Source organism: Microcoleus sp. FACHB-1515, assembly GCF_014696105.1.
GTDB lineage: Bacteria > Cyanobacteriota > Cyanobacteriia > Elainellales > Elainellaceae > JAAUTJ01.
Genome location: NZ_JACJPO010000012.1, coordinates 16280 through 35351, shown reverse-complemented (window position 1 = coordinate 35351; position 19072 = coordinate 16280). Strand labels below are relative to the sequence as shown.

At 52.5% G+C, this 19072-nt stretch carries 19 protein-coding genes and 1 other RNA gene; 8 read left to right on the top strand and 12 right to left on the bottom strand.

All coding sequences use genetic code 11. The annotated features are described in order from the left end of the window. Window positions 1–291 precede the first annotated feature (291 nt). The 4 genes from H6F67_RS02745 to rpoD all read right to left on the bottom strand — a co-directional run bounded on the left by H6F67_RS02745 (window position 292) and on the right by rpoD (window position 4497). A complete protein-coding gene (locus H6F67_RS02745; RefSeq protein ID WP_190763100.1) occupies window positions 292–2541 on the bottom strand; it encodes an FdhF/YdeP family oxidoreductase in 2250 nt (749 codons plus the stop codon). A 115-nt stretch (window positions 2542–2656) separates the two neighbouring features. Next, the gene (locus tag H6F67_RS28445) at window positions 2657–2836 is read right to left on the bottom strand and encodes a hypothetical protein (RefSeq protein ID WP_396797533.1); all 180 of its coding nucleotides are present in this window, start codon (window positions 2834–2836) and stop codon (window positions 2657–2659) included. A 103-nt stretch (window positions 2837–2939) separates the two neighbouring features. Further along, window positions 2940–3317: a response regulator gene (locus H6F67_RS02740; protein ID WP_190763216.1), complete on the bottom strand. Its 378-nt coding sequence runs from the start codon at window positions 3315–3317 to the stop codon at window positions 2940–2942. Between the two features lie 67 nt (window positions 3318–3384). Then, on the bottom strand, window positions 3385–4497 hold the full coding sequence (gene rpoD, locus H6F67_RS02735; protein WP_190763098.1) for an RNA polymerase sigma factor RpoD: 1113 nt from the start codon (window positions 4495–4497) through the stop codon (window positions 3385–3387). 505 nt (window positions 4498–5002) lie between these two features. On the opposite strand from rpoD, the gene H6F67_RS02730 reads away from it, so the two are divergent. After that, on the top strand, window positions 5003–5314 hold the full coding sequence (locus H6F67_RS02730) for a TIGR02450 family Trp-rich protein (RefSeq protein WP_190763096.1): 312 nt from the start codon (window positions 5003–5005) through the stop codon (window positions 5312–5314). A gap of 77 nt (window positions 5315–5391) precedes the next feature. Here the strand turns inward: H6F67_RS02730 and H6F67_RS02725 are convergent, their stop codons facing one another. The 3 genes from H6F67_RS02725 to H6F67_RS02715 form a co-directional block, all read right to left on the bottom strand. Continuing rightward, on the bottom strand, window positions 5392–5688 hold the full coding sequence (locus H6F67_RS02725; RefSeq protein WP_190763094.1) for an Npun_R1517 family heterocyst differentiation transcriptional regulator: 297 nt from the start codon (window positions 5686–5688) through the stop codon (window positions 5392–5394). A gap of 218 nt (window positions 5689–5906) precedes the next feature. After that, on the bottom strand, window positions 5907–6224 hold the full coding sequence (locus tag H6F67_RS02720; RefSeq protein WP_190763092.1) for a hypothetical protein: 318 nt from the start codon (window positions 6222–6224) through the stop codon (window positions 5907–5909). A gap of 291 nt (window positions 6225–6515) precedes the next feature. After that, entirely contained in the window at window positions 6516–6812 is a 297-nt protein-coding gene (locus tag H6F67_RS02715; RefSeq protein WP_190763214.1) for a DUF6464 family protein, read from the bottom strand. A gap of 164 nt (window positions 6813–6976) precedes the next feature. Between H6F67_RS02715 and murJ the strand changes: the two genes are divergently transcribed. Then, complete coding sequence (murJ, locus tag H6F67_RS02710; RefSeq protein WP_190763090.1) at window positions 6977–8590, top strand: murein biosynthesis integral membrane protein MurJ; 1614 nt, start codon at window positions 6977–6979, stop codon at window positions 8588–8590. On the opposite strand, the gene H6F67_RS02705 is transcribed toward murJ, so the two are convergent. Next, window positions 8587–9549, bottom strand: coding sequence for a M48 family metallopeptidase (locus H6F67_RS02705; protein ID WP_190763212.1), 963 nt, complete (start codon window positions 9547–9549; stop codon window positions 8587–8589). The two genes, murJ and H6F67_RS02705, sit on opposite strands and share 4 nt — an antisense overlap. A 98-nt stretch (window positions 9550–9647) precedes the next feature. Then, window positions 9648–10799, bottom strand: coding sequence for a helix-turn-helix domain-containing protein (locus H6F67_RS02700; protein WP_190763088.1), 1152 nt, complete (start codon window positions 10797–10799; stop codon window positions 9648–9650). Between the two features lie 547 nt (window positions 10800–11346). Here H6F67_RS02700 and H6F67_RS02695 point away from each other — a divergent pair. From H6F67_RS02695 to H6F67_RS02680, 4 genes are all read left to right on the top strand, one after another. After that, entirely contained in the window at window positions 11347–13278 is a 1932-nt protein-coding gene (locus H6F67_RS02695; protein ID WP_190763086.1) for a sensor histidine kinase, read from the top strand. A gap of 92 nt (window positions 13279–13370) precedes the next feature. Then, window positions 13371–13736: RNase P RNA component class A (gene rnpB / locus H6F67_RS02690), an RNA gene on the top strand. Between the two features lie 30 nt (window positions 13737–13766). After that, on the top strand, window positions 13767–14477 hold the full coding sequence (rnc, locus tag H6F67_RS02685) for a ribonuclease III (protein WP_190763085.1): 711 nt from the start codon (window positions 13767–13769) through the stop codon (window positions 14475–14477). A gap of 5 nt (window positions 14478–14482) precedes the next feature. Continuing rightward, on the top strand, window positions 14483–15487 hold the full coding sequence (locus tag H6F67_RS02680; RefSeq protein WP_190763083.1) for a Gfo/Idh/MocA family protein: 1005 nt from the start codon (window positions 14483–14485) through the stop codon (window positions 15485–15487). Window positions 15488–15497: 10 nt separating this feature from the next. Here H6F67_RS02680 and H6F67_RS02675 read toward each other — a convergent pair whose 3' ends face one another. The 3 genes from H6F67_RS02675 to H6F67_RS02665 all read right to left on the bottom strand — a co-directional run bounded on the left by H6F67_RS02675 (window position 15498) and on the right by H6F67_RS02665 (window position 18039). Next, a complete protein-coding gene (locus tag H6F67_RS02675) occupies window positions 15498–15878 on the bottom strand; it encodes a DUF4359 domain-containing protein (protein WP_190763081.1) in 381 nt (126 codons plus the stop codon). A 209-nt stretch (window positions 15879–16087) separates the two neighbouring features. Next, window positions 16088–16666 carry a hypothetical protein gene (locus tag H6F67_RS02670; RefSeq protein ID WP_190763079.1) on the bottom strand — a complete coding sequence of 193 codons (579 nt, stop codon included), beginning with the start codon at window positions 16664–16666 and terminating at the stop codon, window positions 16088–16090. A 116-nt stretch (window positions 16667–16782) separates the two neighbouring features. Then, window positions 16783–18039: a DUF4912 domain-containing protein gene (locus tag H6F67_RS02665; RefSeq protein ID WP_190763077.1), complete on the bottom strand. Its 1257-nt coding sequence runs from the start codon at window positions 18037–18039 to the stop codon at window positions 16783–16785. Between the two features lie 16 nt (window positions 18040–18055). Between H6F67_RS02665 and H6F67_RS02660 the strand changes: the two genes are divergently transcribed. Together H6F67_RS02660 and H6F67_RS02655 are read left to right on the top strand one after the other, a co-directional pair. After that, a complete protein-coding gene (locus tag H6F67_RS02660; RefSeq protein ID WP_190763075.1) occupies window positions 18056–18202 on the top strand; it encodes a hypothetical protein in 147 nt (48 codons plus the stop codon). 116 nt (window positions 18203–18318) lie between these two features. After that, on the top strand, window positions 18319–19065 hold the full coding sequence (locus tag H6F67_RS02655) for a DUF2993 domain-containing protein (RefSeq protein WP_190763073.1): 747 nt from the start codon (window positions 18319–18321) through the stop codon (window positions 19063–19065). Window positions 19066–19072: the final 7 nt, after the last annotated feature.

Genomic DNA, 19072 nt, shown 5'->3' with positions numbered 1-19072 from the left:
ACGAAGGCTACTTACCATCCTAGCGCTCAAATTGAAGCGGCAGTTGGTAGTTTTACGGAAAATCGATCGACGATGTGCAACAAAATTGCAGTTCGAGGATCAGATGGAATTGTTGTTCGTGCAGCACTGTAGCCGAAGCACTGCCGCTAGTCCACCTTACAGCGATACTATCGAAAATCCGTATGCGATCGCCAGATTTCAGCACAAATTTATTCAATTTTTGAAGCGAACTTTAAACAGCAGCAAAAGCAAATTAATTGAGCGCGATCGACTTAGGTAATTTGACTCAATTCACGAGTGAAACTGTCGTTGAGCATACACAATTGCCGCAACTCGCTTATAGGCAGGTGTGCCCGATCGCGGATCGATTTTGGCTCGAAAGATCGAATTGACTTCCGGATAAAACATCAAGGCCGCACCCGATCGAATGTCGCCAAAAATAATCTCAACATCTTCCAGTTTGCCTGCATCCGCTTGCACCGTGACGCGCTGATGCTCTTGCAGTCCGGCCTGCCGGACATCCTCCCGATTCATCAAAATGCAGTTGCGATGCGGCATTCCCCGATAGCGATCGTCTGCTTGATAAACAACAGTATTATGCTGCGCGTAGCTGCGTCCGGTTCCCAAGGCGAGAACAATGTGCGGAATGTTGCGAGAAATGCCAAACGCTTCCGGATTGGGAAGATCAAGCGTTGGCAGTGGCGTGGCGAACATCTTGGCTTTGCCTGAAGAAGTTGGGAATTTTGGCTCGGTGAAAACACGGTTGGCGATCGTAAATTCTTCACCTGTTTCATCAATCTGACCGATTTTCTCGTAACCGGGAATCGTGCGGGCGATCAGTTGACGGACATAGCGCGTGTCTTGCAGTTTGCGCCAGTCGATCGGATGGTTGCCGTGTAGTCGCGCCGCCAGTTCACACAAAAATTCAACTTCGGAAATCAAATCAGCGTCCTTGAGATGCGTCTCTCCAGAATCGTTGAGGCGGACAAAGTTATTGCCGGATTCAGTTGTGACGCGATGTGGATTTTCAAAGCGAGCAAAAACCGGAAGCACGATTGTATTTTCCGCTGCCAGTCCGTGAAAGTGTCCCAGATTCGGCTTGGTAGCAAGATAGACGATCGTGTTGATTTTGCCGAGTGCGCGTTTCGCCTCTGTTAAGTCGGGATTGGCGGCATAGAGATTTCCACCGAGGCATAAGAGCGTATCGACTTGGTTGCGATCGGCAGCTTCAATTAAAGCTCGCGTGTCGTAGCCGCCGGATAGATTGAGCGAGCGACCCAGAAGGATTTCGATCGCCTGCTGAATTTCCTTTTTGAGATGAATCGTCACGCCCATTGAGCCGAAGCCTTGCACGTTCGAGTGGCCGCGAATCGGCATTGTCCCCGCGCCCAACTTGCCCGCATTTCCGGTCAGCAAGGCAGTGTTGGCAATGCTGTAAACGTTATCAACGCCGTTTTCGTGCTGCGTGATTCCCATCGCCCAAGCGAAAACGACCGATCGCGCCCGTCCGATCATTCGCGCTGCGGCTTCAATTTCAAGCTGAGAAATGCCGCAGGTTTCGGTAATTTCCGTCCAGGCTGTGGATTTGGCCTGATTGATAACGGCTTCCCAGTTTTCCGTGACGTTGCGTAGGTAGTTCCACTTGACTAAATTTTGCTCGATTAACGCTTTTTGAATGCCAACAAATAGAGCGGTGTCGCTGCCGGGAACAAGCTGCAAGTAGAGTGAGGCAATTTCAGAACCGGGAAGGAGCGATCGAATCGGAAAGGCGGGCGAGCCAAATTTCACTAGCCCGATTTCAATCAGCGGATTGATGATCATCACTTTGCCGCCGCGATCGCGCAGTTTAATCAGTTCGTTCATCAAGCGCGGATGATTCGCCGGAGCATTCGAGCCAACCAACACAACGCAATCGGCGTGTTGCAAACTTTCCAAACTGACCATCGACGTACCCGATCCGAACATTGTTTTGAGTCCGGTGGTCGAAGCGGCGTGGCACAAGTCAGAACAGTCCGCGAGATTATTTGATCCCAATGTGCGGAGCAGCAGTTGCAAGAGAAATGCGGCTTCGTTGGACGATCGCCCCGAACTGTATGACGCCACCCGCTCGGCAGGTTTTTGAAATGCCGCCGTGACAATCTCGAAAACTTCTTGCCAGGAAATTCGCTCGTAGTGCCGCTTGCCTGAACGCAAAATCATCGGATGGCTGAGCCGTCCAAGATTGTTGACTTCCTGGGAGTTTCGCTTTTGAAGTTCTGCAATCGAAAGATCGAAAATTTCGGGTGCGATCGCGGGCTGAAGTTCCGAGGCGATCGCTTCCACGCTTTTCGCGCAGCGCTGCAAACCCTGATGGTCTTCATCTACAAAGCCGCCTTTTTGTCCACCCGTTCCCCACGCGCAAGAGAGGCAGGCGCTTTTGTGCAGCAGGGTTTTCCAAATTTTTGCGCCCTGTGGTGAAAGCGTTTTTTTTGCCCAATATTCGATGACAGGCAAGCCGCCGCCAATTTCAGGCGGGTTGGAGCGATCGCGATCGAAAGTCATGGTTCGCACACAATGCACTTCCCTTCAACTTATCGCGAATTTTCGATCGCGGGGGCGAACCTACAGGGGATAAACAGTTGAATCGACTAGTGTGTTGGTGTAACTCAGGGTGTCGTCAGCAGATGCACAAGCGGGCTGGCATGCGCCTGCCGCCCAAAATATGGGGAGTTGGATATTTCTGGTGTTTTAGCAGTGTTAGTTGAGCTTGGCGTAGGGCTTCGGCTCTCGGTTGAATCTGATTAATGAATATCTGATAAAACTGATTGATTAACAATGTATTCGATTCATCATTCACGCTTCACAAAGATGCGATCGGACTCTGCGCCCTAACGAGGCGATCGCCTGCACGACCTCGGCAAAGAAATGAATGACCTCTACTTTCCGCAGTTGTGTCCCGTTCAGTGAGACTGTTGCCGAATTGAATCAGCGATCGCTCGGATTAATGTTTCTGGCTCAACAGGCTTGGCAAGGTGTCGCTGAAAACCTGCTGCGATCGCCTTTTCAAAGTTTCTGTCGTCTGCATCAGCTGTGAGTGCGATCGCTGGAATTTGTTTTTTCGATTGCGGAAGCGAGTCTAAAGAACGCACCTGCTGCATCAGCGCATAACCATCTCGATCGGGCATTCCAGCATCGCTGAGCAGCAGATCAGGCTGGAATCGATTCAACAGCGGTAATGCTTCGGTTGCGGAAGTTGCGGTGATCACATTTGCTTCCACTTGCTCCAGCACAATGGCAGTAAACTCTAACGAATCCGGCTCATTGTCTACCGCTAAAATCTACTCTTTCCACAAAAAAGCCTGGAAGTGAATTGAGCTTCCAGGCTTTCAATGATTCGATCGAATTCTAGCGGATGTATTCCTTCAACACGCTATTGCGATTCGGGTGGCGCAGTTTACGCAGCGCCTTGGCCTCTATTTGGCGAATGCGCTCTCGCGTGACGTTGAAGATTTGGCCGATTTCTTCTAGCGTCTTCATGCGTCCATCGTCTAGGCCGTAGCGCAAGCGCAACACATCACGCTCGCGGGGGCTGAGGGTTCCCAACACGCTTTCGAGGTCTTCACGCAGCAGATTCTTGGAGACTTGATCTTCCGGGGTTTCACCATCCGATTCGATGAAGTCGCCCAGGCGTGAATCTTCTTCTTTGCCGATCGGCGTTTCCAGCGAAATTGGCAACTGAGCGGATTTGGCGATGAAGCGGAGCTTTTCGATCGTCATCTCCATGCGCGTCGCGATTTCTTCTTCGGTCGGCTTACGTCCCATTTCCTGCGACAGCAGCTTGGTGGTTTTCTTGATGCGGGAAATGGTTTCGTAGAGGTGAACCGGAAGGCGAATGGTGCGTGACTGATCCGCAATCGCACGGGTAATTGCCTGACGAATCCACCAGGTGGCGTAGGTGGAGAACTTGTAGCCCTTTTCGTGATCAAACTTTTCGGCTGCGCGAATCAAGCCCAAGCTGCCTTCTTGAATCAAATCTTGGAACGACAAGCCGCGATTCATGTACTTCTTGGCGATCGACACCACGAGTCGCAGGTTCGACTGCACCATTTTGTCTTTGGCGCGGCGGCCTAGATGCAAGCGGTGACGAAAAGCGGGCAGCGCCATATCAACTGCGCTGGCCCATTCTTTATCTTGCGGTTCGCGATCGAGATCGAGCATCAGTTGCTCGCGGATGCGCTCTAGCTCTAGCAGATCAGCAATCTTGCGGGCGAGTTCAATTTCTTCGTCAGCTCGCAGCAGGCGAATTCGACCGATTTCTTGCAGGTAGAGCCGAATCGAATCTTCGGTATAGTGTTTTTTCTTGGCAGGGGCGCGGCGACGAGACCGCTTGCCAGCTTTGCCGTCTTCTTCGTCATCCTCGGATTGAACGTCATCAAGATCTTCACTGTCGTCTACTAAGAGTTCCAGTTCACCTTCAGACTGGTCAATGGTTTCGAGTACGTCGTTGGCCTGGGTCATGCCGCGCTCCTCATGCTCCTTAATTCAGGTAAGTTCAAACGTCAAACAATACTGAAGAAATCGATTGATTTCTAGTTCAGCCAGCCGCTACGTTACCGCGAGGCTGACGAGACATAATGCTTCCCCGAAATACATCATTGGGTAGAAGCACCAAAGGGGTTAATCTATCTTGCGATAGGCAGGAATCTCTCCGATTGTAGCTTTTCTCACAAAAATTGCACGCCTTTTCCCAATGATTTGTCAAAGAAAAAGCCGGGGAAGATTGCCTTTTCTAGGAGAGTAAAGCGCAATGAAGATGTTGGGCTAATCTCGATCGCACTTTACTCTAAGCCAAAAAACGGATGGAAGTCGAAACTTTCAGCCTAATGCCGAATCAGAGCGTAACGCAGGTCGTAGCCGAAACTGGCAACTCACCCGATCGCCGCTTCAATATGGCATCGTCAAGATAACAACTGTGAATTGAATTTAGCGCTGTTTTTGCAAAAACAGCAACATAACTTTGTCAATGCCCAAAAAGCAGAAGTTTCCTTATCTCGTCGGCTCTCGGTGGACAGCTCAGCAAGAAACTTGGGGCTGGCGACATTTTCAGGTCGTCAATCGCAAAAATGAAGGCCAGTGGGTGTTTGCCGAGATGGTAGCCGCCTGCGACCCAACGGTACGTTTTTGGCTGAATGCGCGACAGCTCAAAGACCGCAAGCTGTGGCGATCGGGCTGGCAGACAATGCAGGAGATGGGCATCGATTCCAAGGCAGCAGGCATTCCCGATGCCTTTACTGCCGAGCCGCCTGATTCAATCGAAGGCGATCGATCCCCTTGAAGTCAGCAGTTAACAGGCAGAAAGCAGCGATCGCCATTCCAGGGCGATCGCTGCTTTCCAAATTGACGATTTGGCAGTCAGGTCAGATCGCTGGAGTTGCGGAGGCGAATTAACTGGCGGCGCATTTGCGGTGAGGCTTCAACCTCTGCGATTTCTTGTGCCTCCACATGGACATGCAGCGGTTCGAGAAACTCATCTGCTCCACAAACAAACGCATCAAGCAGCATTTCCAGCAGTTGTTCGCGGCCACTCGCGGTTTGCGTATCGATAAAAACGCCCTTTTCTTCAAGCAGGCGAAACTTCAGGTGAACTTCGCAGTTGAAAACGCCAACTTCAGGAGTGGCAGATTGACGCTCTAGAGGACTCGATTTCATGAGGGAGTAAAACAGTACCCACTGGCCTGTAGTGAATTTGTCAAACGATTCGCGAGAAGCAGAAATTGAGTTGAGCAGGATGAGCGAGTGGCGATCGAAGTTCAGGCTGGATGAAAAAAGGCCGATATTCGATAGACATAAAAATTGCTTGCTGCCTGCTTAGCTTCTAAACTAGCATTGCCAATCAAGAAGATAGATCCGCTAAGTAGCTGAATTGATCAGCCAAATTGAGATGGTGATGTCAGCAAAGCAGACTTGATTGGCTTAGGTTTGTTTTCCCAGTTTTGAAGAACTGTGGTTCCAAAACTGTTTGTGATTATTGAGTACTTTAAGAACGCAATTGTATCAATTTTAGTAGGAATATCGCGCTGCTTCATCAAAGCTTTAATCCAGCAATGCGAGGGTTTATCAGCGCTTGATGGCTCGATCGCTCCGAATGAGAATGCGGCAGTAGGGTAGCAATTCTGCAACAAAAACATCCGTAGATTCAAGCAGAAATTGCGGAAAACATCGGACCTCATTTTTTGCTCGTCCATTGCTTTCTTACTACTGATTTTAATATTGCAGTTGTAGTATTAAAAGCTACTTTGCCCAACAAAAGCCATGACGTTGTTGACTGCCAAGGCAAGTTTGAGTAGCAATTTAAACGAACAATTTTTTCAGCTTTGATTCAATTCAAAGAACAACTTTTGAGTCAGCAAAATCAATGACCCTTAAATATAAAGTTTCGATCAATCGAGTGAGCAAAATTACAAAGTTTCTGCAAAGTTATGGTCAGCCGCTTTCATCGATCGAGATTTATTGAGGCTGATCTGCCGATTCAACTCTTAAAGCCGCGATTCATAATGCGTGCAGTCCTGACAGGGGCCAAACGGATTGACCGCACAGCGGATGTAGGTCGATCGCGCATTAAAGCGGCAGGTGAAATCTCCGACAACGTAGCCCAACCCGTCTACATACTGCTGGTCGGGCAGCAGCCGCACTCCGGGTAAGTCACGCATCGAAACGGATTCCAAGGCGAGTCGAAACCTCGCCTGAGTACGATCGTCGCTGCGCCGCAGCATCCACAGCGAAAAAAACGAAGGCGTTAATCCAACCAGCAGAATGAAGAACGCGCTGAACATGGGCAAGACAAATGTGGTGAAGCAAATGTAGCGTTAGGGATCATGCTACATCAGCCGTTCAGAATTTGCTGAGAGACAGTCTGGCTGAACTGTTGCAGCGCGATTCATGCGAAGCCGCCAGATTCACGGTTAAATAGTGTGAATCCCATTCGCCCTGAATGTTTGTGTCTGACTCTAAGAAACCGACGCGATCGCTAGTTAACATTGCAGCAATCGTCGCGATCGCCACGCTGATTAGCAAATTTTTTGGCTTGTTTCGCCAACAGGCGATCGCAGCAGCGTTTGGAACCGGAGCGGCGTATGGCGCGTACAACTTCGCCTATGTGATTCCTGGCTTTTTGCTGATTTTGCTCGGTGGCATCAACGGTCCGTTTCACAGCGCGATCGTCAGCGTACTTGCCAAGCGCAACAAAGCAGAAGTCGCACCGATCGTCGAGTCGATCACCACGCTCGTTGTCGGAATTTTGCTGCTGGTGGCGATCGCAATTGCGGTCTTTGCCGATCCGCTTTTGCACCTGACGGCTCCGGGCTTGGAGGCAGACGCCAGATCGATCGCCGTTTCGCAGTTGCGGATCATGGCGCCAATGGCTGTGTTTGCCGGACTGATTGGCATCGGCTTTGGCGCGTTGAATGCGGACGATCAGTATTGGCTGCCGTCGATTAGTCCTTTGCTCTCCAGCGTGACAACTTTAATTGGGCTGGGCGGATTGGCGCTGTATTTGGGGGGCGATCAAATTACCGCTGCTGAAAATGCGGCTTTGGGCGGCGCAGTTTTGGCATGGTCTACTTTGGCAGGAGCCGTCTTGCAGTGGGTGGCGCAGTTGCCGAGTCAGTGGCGATCGGGCTTGGGCGGCTTGCGACTGCGCTTCAATTTTCGGCAGCCGGAAGTGCAGCAGGTAATCAAGATTATGGGACCTGCTGTGTTCTCGTCGGGCATGATGCAAATCAACGTCGCCACCGATCTATTCTTCATCACGTTCATTCCCGATGCAACCGCTGCCGTTTCTGCGTTGGGCTATGCAGGCTTGCTGGTGCAAACGCCGCTGGGCATTGTCTCGAACGTCATTCTCGTACCCTTGATGCCAATTTTTGCCCGACTGACCGCGCCGGAAAACTGGCCGGAACTGAAAACGCGCATTCGGCAAGGCTTGATGCTAACCGCATTCACGATGATGCCGATTAGCGCCTTGATGATTGCCTTGGCTGTGCCGATCGCCCGTGTCGTTTATGAACGCGGTGCGTTTGACACGAATGCTTCTTATCTGACGGCTTCTGTGCTGATGGCGTATGCGATCGGCATGTTCTTCTATCTGGGTCGCGATGTTTTGGTGCGGGTTTTTTATGCGCTAGAAGATGCCGATACGCCATTTCGGATCAGCGTCGTCAATATTTTTCTGAATGCACTGTTTGATTTTCTGCTTGTGTGGCGATTTGGCGCAGCGGGAATCGTGCTGGCAACCGTCAGCGTCAACGTAATTTCAATGGTGGCGCTGCTGATTGTGCTACATCGCAAACTCGGCGGTTTGCCTTGGCGCGAATGGAGCTTTCCGATCGCTTTTCTCGCCTTGGGCAGCGTGGCCGCCGGATTCGCAAGCTGGTTCACCTGGCAAGGCTTGACGCAATTTTTGGGATCGGCCAATTTGCTGATTCAGGTCGCCGAACTGGGCACTGCCAGCGCGATCGGGGCGGGTGTTTTTCTCCTCTTCGCGACGCGCTTGCAGCTTCCGGAAGTCCAACAGTTTATCGCCAGTTTCCGCCGTCGATTGTTTCGGCGCTAGGAACGGTTTTTGAGGCGATCGATTTCGCGCTGAAGGTCGGCCAGTTCGCGACGCAAGCGATCGGCTTCGGTTTCCGGTGTTTCCGCAGGCACATTGACTGCGCCCTCAGTGGTGCGGCGATAGCTGCCCTGACGAATTTGGCGAAACTCTTCAGACTCCGCCCATTCGCGCAAAAAGTGAACGCGCTCAACCGTAAACGGATGCGTTAAAAAGACGCTCTGCGACAAGTTGTTGTAGAGAAAGAACTTGTAGACCTGGTTAAGTCCGTCTTCATCCAAATTTTGGTAGCGCTCCGACTGGCGAATAAATTCTTCCAAGCTGAGTTCCTGCTGATGTTGAATGCTGCCTCCGGCCATCAGCATCATGTTTCGCAAAATCGGATTGAGGTCGTCCATGACGAGCAGCGAGGCGCGATCGGCAGACAGTTCCGCTTTTCGCAGCCATTCGTAGAACGCCAAAATTAATCCGGTGCTCACCAAGGTACTCAGTCCAAACGTGGCTGTACTCAAGCCAGAAACCAGCGTGATTGCCCAGGTTGCCATCTGCGTCAGCGTTGTGTGACCGCATTTGATGTGGCCGAGTTCGTGAGCGAGGATCGATCGCAACTCTGCCTCGTTCGCCAAATCGAGCAGGCCACTATTCAACACAATGCAAGGCCGCTCTTGCCCCAGCGCATAAGCATTTGCCAGCGGTGACTGGGTGACAAACAAAGTCGGTTCTGGCGAGATGTCAAGAGAGCGGACGCATTCGCGAAAAGACTGATAGATCGAAGCGTATTGGCGCGGCCCCACTTCGATGCTGTTGCCCATCAAAAACACATAGCGCGGTCGCTCGTAGGTGAGTTCGACAAACTTGCGGGCGACCAGATCAAATCCAGGAACGCTACGCAACGCTTGTTCAGCTTGATAGTCGAGCGGATGGCGAAACGCTTCGCTGGAAATTCCGGGGTAGGTGGGCATGGCAGAAAGTGGAATCGATCGATTCCATTCTGGCACTTCTCGCGATCTTCAGGCTGAGCAGGAAGGGTTGTGAAACCCGCCGAATCATGTTTCCGCACTCAGAAATTCGATCGCAAAATGATGTGAAATTTGTGGTCAAAGCGAATTTTCTGCTGCCGCTGAAAGTCACCCAGCAAGCGCGTCACCGTGACTCTGGTGGTGCAGCAGGCGTTGGCGAGGTCTTCGTGCGTCAGGCGAACGCTGATCCGAAGACCGTCAGCGATCGGTTCGCCTGCTTCAACGGCCAGCAGTCGCAGCAGATGATAGAGTCGGTCTTTGGTGCGGCGCTGTCCGGCTACATGCAGCATCGCCTCGGTTTGCTCTAGCCGCTGGAAAAACTTGGGCAGCAGCAGCGTTGCCAGATGCGTTTGTGCGTCTTCGATCGCAATGCCAATGATTTCCACATCCGTCAGCGCGATCGCCTGATAGGTCAGCAGACGCGCCGATCCGAGCAAAAATGGCGTGTTGCATCCGGCCAGTTCCAGCAGCACTTCTTCATTGTTGGCCGTCAAGGTTGTCAGCTTCACCAAGCCTCGCACCACAAAGCACACCGTTTGCGGAGTCAGCGTAATGAGGTCGCCTTTGGCATAGCGATATTTTGGATAGCGATCGAGTTCGGTTGCATTTTGAGGCGCTTGGACATCTGCAAGCATTCCTCCGTTGAAATCGGCCTGCATCAAGGCAGCTCTCAGCGGAGCCGCCTCGTGCAATGTCCAACGAATCGTGGCCAAGTCATCGGTTTTAACCAGCGTTCCTGTGAAAACGAGTTCGCTCAGTTCTCCGGTTTGAAGCTGCACATTGCTGACCCAGGATTGTGGCTGCTGAAACTGATGCAGTCGAGCCAGATAGTTGCGAAAGGCAGTGCGGCCAGAAAGCGGAATAAACCGAATCAGCAAGCGATCGAGCAGGTAGGCAGGCGACACACGCAACAGCCGAGTGGCCGCATGGTTCGCCGCTTCGATTTTGCCCGCAGGAGTGGTGATCAGTTGGGCGTGCGGTGAATCGTCAAACAGCGATCGATACTGTCGGGCTTGCAGTTCTGCATCGGCGAGATTGAGCGTGATTTGTTCATTTTGCTGCCGCAATTCTTCGGTTGCAACCTGCAATTCTTCAGCGGCAAATCCAAGTTCTTTTAGCGCCTTCGGAAATAGCTCAGTGGGTTGCTCGGCAACCTCTACACTGCTGTAAAGCTGTCCCAACCTTTCATACATTGATTCTAGGTGTTGAACAAAAGCGGGAAAATTGTTATCCATATTTAATTTGAGCATTGCTGTAGGGGCCTTGATAAAAGAACAACGAAACTCGCTAACCGCCTAGAATCAAGCGATCGTAGATGTCAAACCAAGACAATTCGCCTGATGCTGTTGAGATTAGCTTTTGCTTCTTTAAGCATATCGGTGTGCAAAACAACAACATCCGTAGCAAGCAGTATCCCTAAGCGCAAAATCGCACAAAGTCGTGCAATCGCCTTACAATTTCATCAGAAGCTCGTAAACTTTGTCACAAGTTCGCAATTGTAATGACTTGCAATGTTGGGTATTATCTTATACATGAATTGTTTACACAATTTCCGCCCTGGGACAGAGCGTCTAAGTTCACGCTCGTCGTTACGGTGAAGAAAAATTAAGTCTAGCGATCGTGGCTCGTCCGCCGCGCCTGTTCTAGCCTAAGGATGTATCTACGTCAGCGGTTTTTGATTGTCGCTGACCCTTGCTAAACTCTGCTGAATTGCTTTGACGGATTCGATCGACGCCCGCGATGTCACTCAACTCCGATTTTTCAGACGCGCAGCTTCAAATTATTTGCGAAACTGCGAACGTTATTGCCTGTGAATGCCCGGCGCAACTTGTAGATTTACTGAGGAAAATCCGCGAGTTCCGCCACTACACACTCGAATGCATCGAATTTGCACCCGAAGAAACTGAAATTCATCAGTGGCTCGGCGGCGAAATGATCCAGGTCGAGTCGCTCTTGTCAGAAATCATCGTCGAATTTATGCGGCGAGAAGATTTGCTTGATGAGCAGCAGCAGCTTGATTTAGGAAAACTCCGCGATCGCAACACGCGCGCCGCCCTCCGCCAGCGACAACAGATGCAACAACCTTGGAACCACCTGGATGCCGATCCCGTGATGGACGAGTTTGATTTTTCGATGAAGCAGCAGCAATTCTATAAGCAGATACAAGCCTTAAACGCCAGCTTGGAGCAGCAGGTGCAAGAGCAAACCGCCGAACTGCGTCGATCGCTGGTGCTTGCCAGAGTTCTCAAGCAAATCACCGACGAAATTCGCAGTTCGCTCAATCCGCAAACTGTTCTGCAAACGATTGTGGACGAGGTGCGATCGCTGTTTGATACCGATCGCGTTGTCATGTACCGCTTTGATCAAGAGTGGGTGGGCGAAGTGGTCGTCGAGTCTGTCTTGGAACCTTGGCAGCGCGTCTTGGGCAACACCTACCAGGACAACTGCTTTCCCGAAGAAAGCGGCCAGCAATATCTCGAAGGGCGCGTCCGTGCGATCGACAACCTCGAAGAATCTGACATTGCCGACTGCCACAAAGGACTGCTGCGAGCGATGCAGGTCAAGGCGAATCTGGTCGTGCCGATTCGGATGCTCGGTCAGGTGTGGGGATTGCTGATCGCTCACGAGTGCCGCGCTCCGCGCCACTGGGAAGACTTTGAAATCGACTTGCTTCAGCAGTTGGCCGACCAAGCAGCGATCGCCATTCAGCAAGCGGAACTGTATGAGCAAAGCTGCGTCGCCGCCGCCACTGCCAGAGCGCAAGCTCGCCAGCTTGAGCAAACCGCCAACGAACTCGCGCAGGCACTCCAAGACCTCCAGCAGGCTCAAAGTCAGCTTGTGCAAACTGAGAAAATGTCATCGCTCGGTCAGCTTGTGGCCGGAGTTGCACACGAAATTAATAATCCCGTCAGCTTCATCTACGGCAACCTCAGCCACGCCACCAGCTACGCACAAGATCTGTTTGCGGTGATCGCGGCCTATCAAGAACAATGTCCGCAGCCGAGCGATCGCACGCAGGCCGTTCTCGACAGGGTTGATCTGGACTTTATCAAAGAAGACTTTCCCAAAATTCTCGGCTCGATGAAAGTCGGATCGGAACGCATTCGTCAAATTGTTTTATCGCTGCAAAACTTTTCGCGAGCCGACCAAACCGAGAAAAAGCTCGCTGACATTCACCAAGGCATCGACAATACGCTGATGATTCTTCAGCATCGCCTCAAACCCAACGGCACCGATGCAGGCATTCAAATTATCAAAAACTATGGCAAATTGCCGCTGATTGACTGCTTTGCCGGACAGCTTAATCAAGTATTTATGAATTTGATTAGCAATGCGATCGATGCCCTCGAAGAACGTACCACCTGCGAATTGATTACGGCAGGTCAGCAGCTTGCAACGCAGCCCAACCAAATCACGATTCAAACCTCGATCGCGTCAGCAGCCTCGATCCAAATTCGCATTGCCGATAACGGGTTGGGAATGACGGAGGACATTCGATCGCATCTTTTCGATCCGTTTTTCACCACCAAACCCGTTGGCAAAGGCACGGGACTTGGCCTTGCAATTAGCTATCAAATTATTGAAAGACATGGCGGATCGATCGTCTGCAATTCTCAGTGGGGAAAAGGCACAGAATTTTGTATTGAGCTGCCGATCCATGCAAAGAATTAGGAAAGAACTGGAAACGTAGGCTCACATCTCAACTCCTCAGCAGCTTGAAAACGCATCTAATCTGCCGAAGTTGACTAGACTGGATCATGGAAAGAGGAGGCGAGGCAGTTGCGGGCGCAAGCCTGAGGAAAGTCCGGTCTCCCGAACGACCACACCTGCTGGATAACGTCCAGTGCGAGCGATCGTGAGGATAGTGCCACAGAAACATACCGCCTTCGGGTAAGGGTGCAAAGGTGCGGTAAGAGCGCACCAGCAGCATCGAGAGGTGCTGGCTCGGTAAACCCCGGTGGGGAGTAAGGTCGAAGGAACAAGGGTTGGTCGTTTTCCCGTTCCGAGCAGGAAGCAATTCCTGTGCATCCGCTAGAGACATTTGGTAACAGATGTTCGAGATAGATAACTGCCCTGGCATGGGGCAACTCAATGTCAGAACAGAACCCGGCTTATGTCCGCCTCTTTCCACTATTCATGATTTGTCGTTGAATGAATTGATGCAAGATTTTCGTCGTCAAAAGCAGCTTGGGCAGTTTGTGCAAAAGCTGGGACTGTCTGACACGGCTCGAATCAATTGGAGCTTGCTCGATCGCGCCCTTACGCACGCAACCTTTTCGAGCGAAGCCAACTACGAAGAACTGGAATTTGTCGGGGATGCGGTTGTGAAGCTGGCGGCTGCTCAGTTCTTGTTCAAAACCTATCCGGAGGCAAAAGCCGGAGAGCTATCGGCAATTCGCGCGATCTTAGTCAGCGATCGCGTCCTGGCAAAAATTGCGGATTCCTACGGTCTCGATCGCTATTTGCTGATGTCGAATAGCGCGATCGCTGACCCAACCGGACAAGAGACACGATCGGCAGCGGCGTTTGAAGCGGTGCTGGGGGCGTTGTTCTTGAGTACGCAGGATTTGTCGCTGGTTCATCCTTGGCTCGATGGACAGTTTGCGCCGATCGCCGAAGTGGTTCGCAACGATCCTGCCCGTCAAAACTACAAAGGAGCGCTGCAAGAATGGACGGGCGCACACTTCAAAGCCGCACCGGAATATCGGCTGGAAGAAATCAACAAAATTCACAACGACGCAGAACGCTTTCGGGCAGAAGTTTGGCTTCAGGGGCGACCGTTAGGCAGTGGCAGCGGCGCATCCAAGAAAGCCGCCGAACAAGCCGCCGCGCAAGCGGCCTACCTGAAACTGCTCGCTGAAGCAGGATAGCGTGGATGCCGCCTGTGAAGCTGGCCGTTTTGGGCGTAGGTCGCTGGGGCGTGCATCTGCTGCGGAATTTTTTGGCGCATCCACACGCGCAAGTCGTGGCGATCGCTGACCCAAACGCCGATCGCCTCACAGCCGTCGCGGACGATTTCCAGCTTGCTGCCAGCATACAGCGATCGATCGATTGGCTGCAGGTACTGCACACGCCGAATCTGGAAGCGGTGGCGATCGTCACGCCTGCCAGCCTGCATGAAGCGCTGATTGAAGCGGCTCTGACGCAAAAATTGCACGTACTAGCTGAAAAACCGCTGACCTTACATCCTGAAGCGGCGAGGCGGCTGTGTGAACTGAGCGATCGCCAACAGCGGCAGCTTGTGGTCGATCACACCTACCTGTTTCATCCCGCGATTCAGCAGGGACAACAGCAAATTCCGCAGCTTGGCCGCTTGCGCTACGGCTATGCGACGCGCACCCATCCCGCTCCGATTCGACAAGATGTCGATGTGCTGTGGGATTTGGCGATTCACGATTTGAGCATTTTTAATTTCTGGCTGCGATCGCGTCCGATTCGCGTCCAAGCACAAGCGCAAAGCTGGCGATCCGATCGCGCCGATCTTGCCTGGGTGAAGCTGGAATATCCGAGCGGCTTTGGGGCGACACTGCATTTGTGCTGGAGCAATCCGGATAAGCAGCGACGAATGGGCATCGTGGGCGATCGCGGCACGCTGATTTTTGACGAACTGGATTCGGCTGTGTTGCGCTGGTTGCCGAGTGAGGGGGAAGTGAGGGCTTCACTGGACGCGCTGTCGTTTGCTCAAACCGAACCGCTCTGGCAGGTGTGCGATCACTTTCTCGCCTGCATTCAGCACAACCAGCCTTCACCAACTTCTTCCGGCTGGGTCGGCGCGGAACTGGTGCAAATTCTCGCAGCACTAACTGCTTCTTTGCAGCAGGATGGCGCTTGGGTGGCGATCGAGGATTGGCAGCAGGCAGAAGTGAGGAAGGCAGAATGAGGAACAGTTTTCACTGCTGCTCCGCTTTGTAGGTGTAGAGGTTGCCAAACACGCCGATCGTCTCGAAACGGTAGGACGGCAGGAGATCGCTGACGGACAAATCGGTTTTGTAAACGCTCAGCAGCAGCCAGTTTTGGCGATCGGTGTTGTTGGCAATCAAGCGCCTGAGCTGTTCCTGGTTGTCGTCTAGAATTGCCGCACACTGAGCCTGAAGAAAATCGCCGAGCACGTTTGGAGCTTGCGTGCAGGCGTTGTCTTTGAGGTAGACAGTAAGCTGCTTTGTCGCGTAGTCGTCGTATGCTTCTGGTGCTGGATTGGTTGCCGCCATGCCGATTCCGACTGCGGTGAGGACTGCGGCGATCGCATAAATCAACAAATTGCGCTTCTTCATAGCAGCCCCAACACAAAGGTCATCTCTATCCTGACCGAGACGATCGCACTCAGGCGGATGTGCCTGCACAACGAATTCAAGCAGCTCCCTGCAAGCCAATGTAAACAAAGGCCAGCAAGCTTAGTAAAATCAGCAGAAACAAACTTTTGGTGATGCCGCGCAACAGGTTCATAAGCGTCGATCGCATTGCTTGTTCATTCTATTTTCGATCACTCTTCCCCAAACGTCTCCACCTCGTTCCACAAACGCTCTAGCTGATAGCGCCACGCGCCCAATACCTGATCGCGCTGAGCGGCAGGCAGGTCAACATCGCCCATCACGCCTTCTTCATACAGTCGATCGAGCATCTGCATGGTGGCTTCAAGCGACTGGCCTTGCAGCTTGGCGGTAAGAATAATTTGGCGAATTTGCGCTTCGGCAAGCTGATTAAAACTGGGCGACAGGCCGCGCTGCTGAAGCGCAATCAGTTGAGCGATCGCCGCTTCAAAATCTTCTCCAGTCAGGCTTTGCGCGCTGTGCTGAAACACGCCCCACAACACGCCCTGATAGATGGCGTAGCGGGCTTCTTGCGTTTCGTCAAAATTCGCTTCGAGCAACTGACCGAGAAACGGTTCGGCCTCTTGAGCAGAGGTGATCGAAACGAGCGATCGCAGCCAGCTTTGATCTTCCGAGAGCAACACGAGCAGTCGCAGTCCGTCATTTTCGACCTGCCAGGATTCCGGCTCGGCCACCTGCACTTCTGCGCCGAACAGGTTGGTCAGGGTTTTTGTGATGTCTTGCGGGGTCATGGCGTTATCGCTGAGAGTTTTACCTGAACCTAACACGATCGATCCCCGACAAAAATCCCCCGATGGTCAGTCGGGGGAAGCTTTACCCTATCCAGTGTGTGAAGTGAACCAGCAGGTTAGGCCAGCCATTCGGTGACGGCTTCAGCTTTGGTGTTGGTGTTGCGCTCTGGCGTTTCACGATTGAACTTCATGTGAATCGATCGCGTTTGCTCGCCATCGGCGGCAACGGCCATGATCGGATAGTCGATCAGGCCGTCTTGGAACGACATTTGGAAGCGGAACGTGCCGTCGGGGTTGAGCTTGATTGGTCGTCCGCCGATCGTCACGGTCGCATCCGGTTCCGTTGCCCCATAAACAATCAGTTCAGCGTCAGCCACCAGCCAAAACTGGCGCGGACGGATTGGCGGCATCGAAGCGGAGAAGCCCACGCCCGACATGCCCATGCCGGAAGCGGTCGGCATTGCCCAGCCGCCAACGCCAGAGGGGAAGACAAACGAGCTAATCGCCTGCTGGGGAACTTGCTGCATCGAACCGTAGAGCGATCCCGCGATGCGCTGCGCCTCGATCGATTCGGCCATGCCAAAGATTTCGTCGTAGATGGCGTTGCCTGTGCGCGTACCGTTGCCTGCGGCCATTGCTGCCATGCGGCGGCTCGGCGGCACAAGTTCGACAAACTTTTTGCCTTCGAGCGATTCTTCCCATGCCACTGTGATGAAGGTGTCTTCGATCCAGTCGGAGGGATAGACGGGCGGAATGCGAACCGGAGCCGATCGCGCCAAGATCAGCCAGCGACCATCGCCGCAGATGTAGCCAATTTCTGCGGCATAGTCGCGATCGCTCACCGGAATCGGCAGATACCATTCCCGCGCCATTTCGTCGCATTCATACTGCTGAACGCTGTGCGGCGTTTGGTAGCCAAAGTCGATGTCGGTCACGTCGTAGAAGCGCAAGGCCAAACGATAGCCGCCTTGCCGACGCAAATCTTCTTTGTGGTCGTTGGTCACGTCCCAGTAGGCATATGCCCATTGCGGATCGCGGGGCATCAGCACAATGCGGCTTTCGCCATAGCCTTCTGGCAGTTCGCCCAAGTCTTCATCAACGGTCGCAAGCATTGCCATGACTGGCTCAGAAGCCATGACTGGCGGGGCGATCGCTTCGGACTGACCAACCTCGAATTTTGTGGCTTCCACTTCTTGCTGTACCTCTGGGCTGTGGGATGGGACGGGCGAAAACTGGGTGCGCTGGACTTCTTGAATCGAGCTAAGCAGTTGATCTTTTCGCATTCGGCTATAGCGCGAGATGCCGCATTCGCTGGCGACTCGGCGGAGTTGCCTCAGCGTCATTTCCTCTAGGGGTGGACGTTCTTTGGTCATGGTTGAGACCTCCAGGATGGAACCTTCAAAACGCGATCGCGGCGATCGCAATGTGAGAGCAGAATCTTTTCGGGAGCACGGGGATCAGCTCGATAGACATACTCTTGCAGAAACTTTACAAAATGGTCAAGAAGACAAAAATATTGATTTTGCGCCAGTTTGACGATTTTGCTAGGTTTGCGGGGATCGCAATGTCAGGAAAACATGACATTTTAGCAGTTCGGGGATCAAGCGGGGATCGCGGTATGTCATGATTTGCTCATTCATCTGCGTTGGGCAATGACAGATTCTCCTTCCACCAAATCCAGCCGCATTCTCGGCAGCGTGTTGACTCCGGCTTTGCGGCTATGGCTGCGATCGCAAGTTCAGCAAATCGACAAGCTGGAGTTGCAAATTGCAGGAGGCGATCGACAATTGCTCGGCGGCTATGTTCCGCAGGTGAATGTAGCGGCAGAAAACGCCGTCTATCAAGGTTTACATCTCAGTCAGATTCGGCTGAGCGGCACGAATATTCGCGTGAATTTGCGGCAAGTTGTGCGAGGAAAGCCGCTGCGACTGCTGGAAGTTGTGCCCGTTGTCGGAGAAGCGATGATTACCGAGGCGGATTTGAATGCATCATTGCGATCGCCCCTCCTCGCTCAAGCCGTCAGCGAATTTCTGGTGACGCTGTTGCGATCGGGCGATGCGGATTTACTCGACGCACCTGCTGATAATCTCAACTTCGATCAGCTACGAATTCAGCTTGGCGCAGGACAGGTTACGCTCAGCGCAAATCTGATTTCTGTGAGCGGAACGCCAACCGAGATCGCGATTCGGACAGGATTAAAAGTCACAGATGGGCATCAGCTACAGCTTGATCAGCCGCAGTGGTTGCCTCATGCTCAGGCAAAGCGCGGTTTGCCGCTTCGAGAATTGGATGGCTGGACGATCGATCTTGGCGCAGATGTACAGCTAGCGCAACTGGCGATCGATCCTGAAAAGATTGCCTGTCAGGGTCGAATTAACGTGATCCCGCTGCCAGAGTGAAGAACTG

Bases quoted from the DNA above. Each gene is read 5' to 3' on its own strand.
- H6F67_RS02745 (WP_190763100.1), bottom strand. From the start codon at position 2,541: ATGACTTTCGATCGCGATCGCTCCAACCCGCCTGAAATTGGCGGCGGC.
- rpoD (WP_190763098.1), bottom strand. From the start codon at position 4,497: ATGACCCAGGCCAACGACGTACTCGAAACCATTGACCAGTCTGAAGGT.
- H6F67_RS02730 (WP_190763096.1), top strand. From the start codon at position 5,003: ATGCCCAAAAAGCAGAAGTTTCCTTATCTCGTCGGCTCTCGGTGGACA.
- H6F67_RS02725 (WP_190763094.1), bottom strand. From the start codon at position 5,688: ATGAAATCGAGTCCTCTAGAGCGTCAATCTGCCACTCCTGAAGTTGGC.
- H6F67_RS02720 (WP_190763092.1), bottom strand. From the start codon at position 6,224: ATGGACGAGCAAAAAATGAGGTCCGATGTTTTCCGCAATTTCTGCTTG.
- H6F67_RS02715 (WP_190763214.1), bottom strand. From the start codon at position 6,812: ATGTTCAGCGCGTTCTTCATTCTGCTGGTTGGATTAACGCCTTCGTTT.
- H6F67_RS02705 (WP_190763212.1), bottom strand. From the start codon at position 9,549: ATGCCCACCTACCCCGGAATTTCCAGCGAAGCGTTTCGCCATCCGCTC.
- H6F67_RS02700 (WP_190763088.1), bottom strand. From the start codon at position 10,799: ATGTATGAAAGGTTGGGACAGCTTTACAGCAGTGTAGAGGTTGCCGAG.
- H6F67_RS02695 (WP_190763086.1), top strand. From the start codon at position 11,347: ATGTCACTCAACTCCGATTTTTCAGACGCGCAGCTTCAAATTATTTGC.
- rnc (WP_190763085.1), top strand. From the start codon at position 13,767: ATGCAAGATTTTCGTCGTCAAAAGCAGCTTGGGCAGTTTGTGCAAAAG.
- H6F67_RS02680 (WP_190763083.1), top strand. From the start codon at position 14,483: ATGCCGCCTGTGAAGCTGGCCGTTTTGGGCGTAGGTCGCTGGGGCGTG.
- H6F67_RS02675 (WP_190763081.1), bottom strand. From the start codon at position 15,878: ATGAAGAAGCGCAATTTGTTGATTTATGCGATCGCCGCAGTCCTCACC.
- H6F67_RS02670 (WP_190763079.1), bottom strand. From the start codon at position 16,666: ATGACCCCGCAAGACATCACAAAAACCCTGACCAACCTGTTCGGCGCA.
- H6F67_RS02665 (WP_190763077.1), bottom strand. From the start codon at position 18,039: ATGACCAAAGAACGTCCACCCCTAGAGGAAATGACGCTGAGGCAACTC.
- H6F67_RS02660 (WP_190763075.1), top strand. From the start codon at position 18,056: ATGGAACCTTCAAAACGCGATCGCGGCGATCGCAATGTGAGAGCAGAA.
- H6F67_RS02655 (WP_190763073.1), top strand. From the start codon at position 18,319: ATGACAGATTCTCCTTCCACCAAATCCAGCCGCATTCTCGGCAGCGTG.